The sequence below is a fragment of the Mesorhizobium sp. M1A.F.Ca.IN.020.06.1.1 genome, from assembly GCF_004023265.1.
Lineage (GTDB): Bacteria > Pseudomonadota > Alphaproteobacteria > Rhizobiales > Rhizobiaceae > Mesorhizobium.
In genome coordinates this window covers 1-3,027 of record NZ_RZSR01000752.1, presented here as the reverse complement: position 1 = coordinate 3,027, position 3,027 = coordinate 1, and the positions used below count along the sequence as shown (strand labels likewise).

The following is a 3,027-nucleotide window of genomic DNA, read 5'->3' as shown; positions in this document are numbered from 1 at the left end:
AGACCGGCGTCACCATCCTCTATGTCACGCACGACCAGGAAGAGGCGCTGCACCTTTCCGACCGCATCGCCTTGTTCAAGGAAGGCCGCATCGAGCAGATCGGCACCGGCGAGGACCTTTATCTCAGACCAGCGAGCGAGTTCGTCGCCGGCTTCATCGGCAATTCCAACTTCCTGCCGGCGGAGCACCTCGAAACAGAGAACGGCGTTGCCTTGGTGCGGTTGGCCGATGGCTCGATCGTCAAGGGCGTGAAAGCCACACAGGCGCTCGGCCGCGGCCAAAAGGCCAGACTGATGGTGCGGCCGGAAGCGTTCCGCCTGACCCCCATGGAGGGGAATGCATCGCTTGCCGTCGAGATCGTCGACACCGCCTTCTTCGGCGATCGCCGGCGCGTCGTGGCGCGCACCGGGTCGGGCGACGAGATCGACGTCAGGCCAACTTCGGATACAGCCGAACCGGGCGGCACCGATGCCGCTTCGGGACGTCAGATTTTCTTCGATCCCGCTACGGCCTTCCTGTTTCCGGTCTGAAGCCGGGCTGGGTCATCCCCGCGACTGGCTCGCCGCCATCCAGTGCCACGTCGTCACAACCGCGACATGGCCGGCGCCTCGATCACCGTCATGCATCTCGATGACGAATTGCAACGCATGATCGACCATCCGTGCGACTGCGCCATGTTCCGGAGCTGAGCGCGATGGATTTCACGACCGGGGATTTGAAAGCCCTCTTCGGCGCTTTCGCCGAACGGATGGCGACGGAACGCGACAGGCTCTGCGCGCTGGACGGAGTGATCGGAGACGCCGATCACGGCATTGCCATGGAACAAGGCATGAAGGCCGCGGCCGAAGCGGCGCAAGCCGCGGAAGGCACGCTGCAGGATATATTCAATGCCGCCGCGAAAGGCTTTCTCAACGCAATCGGCGCCTCCTCCGGACCGCTCTACGCGACCGCCCTTCTGCGCGCCGGCAAGGCCGCGGGTCCGCGCGCATCGATGCCGACCGGCGAGTTGCGTACCATCATTGCGGCGATGCGCGACGGCATCGCCCAGCGTGGCAAGGCGGAACCCGGCCAGAAGACAATGCTCGACGCCTGGGGGCCGGCCGCCGACGCGGCAGTCAATGGCCACAACGCCGATGCCATAGCCGCCGCTGCCCGCCGGGGCACGGAAGCGACGCGCGACATGATCGCAACCGTCGGTCGCGCCGCGCGTCTCGGCGAGCGCTCGCTCGGCCATGCGGACCCCGGCTCGGTCTCGGCCGCAATGCTGGTCGAAGAAATCTGCAAGGCGATGAAGATCGCTTAGGACCGTGTGCCGCCGTGCCGATCAGCACTTGCCAGCAGGCCTGCATTCGATACAGGAGGCGCTTCAGCCGTTTACGATCGATTGTATCGATCAACTCTCCAGCGACATGACGGCAAGGTGAAGCGCGCGGACGCCTTTCTTAATGATCGGCTCATGTCGGCGTCGGGCGAGGACCGCCGTGTAGACGGGCTGATGCAGAGTTGGAGCTTGTTCCACGATGTGGGAGGGGCGCTCGGCGGCGAAGCGTCGCGCATCCTCGGCGCGCATGTAGCATGTGCCGCCGGCCCGCCGCAGCATATTGTCCGCAAGCGTCTCGGAGCCCATCGAAAGCCGGCACGCAGTCAGGTTTGGCAGCGCCTCGGCATGAGCCTTCTCGAGCGCCACCGTGTAACCCGGCCGGATGTAACTGTCGGGGCTTACATCGCAAAGCCTGCGCGCCGTGGTCGAGACCATCACATATTCTTCGACCATGAGCTGGTCATATGTGATCTCGGGCAGGTAGCGCGGAGCGTAAACAACGGCAATATCAAGGTTTCCCAGGCTCAGATCCGATATCATCTGCGGCGAATAATCGGATTCGACGTGGATCGAGGACCGGGGCAAGACTTGCAGCAGCATTTCCAGCCAACCAGGCAGGATCGAGCGGGTCATCCCGACCTGGGCAGCGACCCGTAGGCTCCCCTCGAACCTGTTGAAGGCGCGCACATCGTGACGCGCCTGGGACCAGGTCGACAGCATCGACCGCGCGTAGGCCTCAAACCGCCGCCCTGCCGCCGTTGGCTCGGCACCGGCGCGTCCGCGGTGGAAGAGCTCGGATCCAACGGCGGTTTCCAGGTTCTTGATACGGGTGCTAACCGTCGATTGCGTCAGTCCGAGGCGCTCCGCCGACCGGTTGAAGTTCCGCGATTCTATGATGTCCAGAAAGGTCTCGACCTGTTCCAGTTGCATAGGCAAGCCAATCGATTTTTACGATCGTATCGGCCCGATCATACGCTTGATCCAAACACTGACAAGGCGGAAGTTCGATGCAGGAATCCAGGGGCGTTCAGCGGCGCCCGCATCATCAAGAGGGACAAGTGTTCATAGTCGATTGCGATTGCCACAATTACTGGTCCAGCGCGACGGTGCTGGAGCCCTACCTGTCCGGCGTCTGGAAAGACATGTTCATCGAAGGCGAGAAGACCGGCCCCGTCGGCGCCTTTCCGCACGGCCATCGCCCCTGGTTTCATCCGCAGGATTTCTCCCGGAAGGACGTGCGGCCGAAGGTCGAGGCGGACAATTACCTGATCATGAAGGAGAAGCACCTCGATAAATACAATATCGGAGTGGCAATCCTGACTGGCGACGAGCCGATCGAGGCTTCGACGCTGGCAAATCCCTATTACGCCAGCGCGCTGGTAAGCGCCTATAACGACTATCAGATCAATGAATGGCTGCCGAAAGACAGCCGCTTGATGGGCTCCATCGTCATCGCGCCGCAGGACCCACGCCTTGCGGCGGCGGAGATCCGGCGGCTCGGCGCGCATCCCCGGATGGCGCAAGTTCTGGCCTCCCAAGGCTCGGTGCGGCCGTATGGCGATCCGTTCTATCACCCGATCTTCGAGGCCTGTGCCGAGGTCGGCTTGCCGTTCGCCATACATCTTGGCGGGCATGGCGGCATCAACTGGAATGCCGTCGCGCCCGCGCCCACGACTTTCTTCTGGGAGACCCATGCGATCCTGCAC

The 3,027-nt window shown here is 63.1% G+C and carries 4 protein-coding genes; 3 read left to right on the top strand and 1 reads right to left on the bottom strand.

Features of this window, described 5'->3' with window-relative positions; genetic code table 11:
* Positions 1 to 530, top strand: a 530-nt coding sequence (locus EOA60_RS26325; protein ID WP_128312132.1) for a TOBE domain-containing protein, incomplete at its 5' end; no start/stop codon positions are given.
* A 164-nt stretch (positions 531 to 694) separates the two neighbouring features.
* Positions 695 to 1,303: a dihydroxyacetone kinase subunit DhaL gene (gene dhaL, locus EOA60_RS26320; protein WP_095826037.1), complete on the top strand. Its 609-nt coding sequence runs from the start codon at positions 695 to 697 to the stop codon at positions 1,301 to 1,303.
* A gap of 90 nt (positions 1,304 to 1,393) precedes the next feature.
* On the opposite strand, the gene EOA60_RS26315 is transcribed toward dhaL, so the two are convergent.
* Positions 1,394 to 2,008 carry a LysR substrate-binding domain-containing protein gene (locus tag EOA60_RS26315; protein WP_245502614.1) on the bottom strand — a complete coding sequence of 205 codons (615 nt, stop codon included), beginning with the start codon at positions 2,006 to 2,008 and terminating at the stop codon, positions 1,394 to 1,396.
* 371 nt (positions 2,009 to 2,379) lie between these two features.
* Here EOA60_RS26315 and EOA60_RS26310 point away from each other — a divergent pair.
* The coding region (locus tag EOA60_RS26310; RefSeq protein WP_164899539.1) for an amidohydrolase family protein at positions 2,380 to 3,027 on the top strand (648 nt) is incomplete at its 3' end.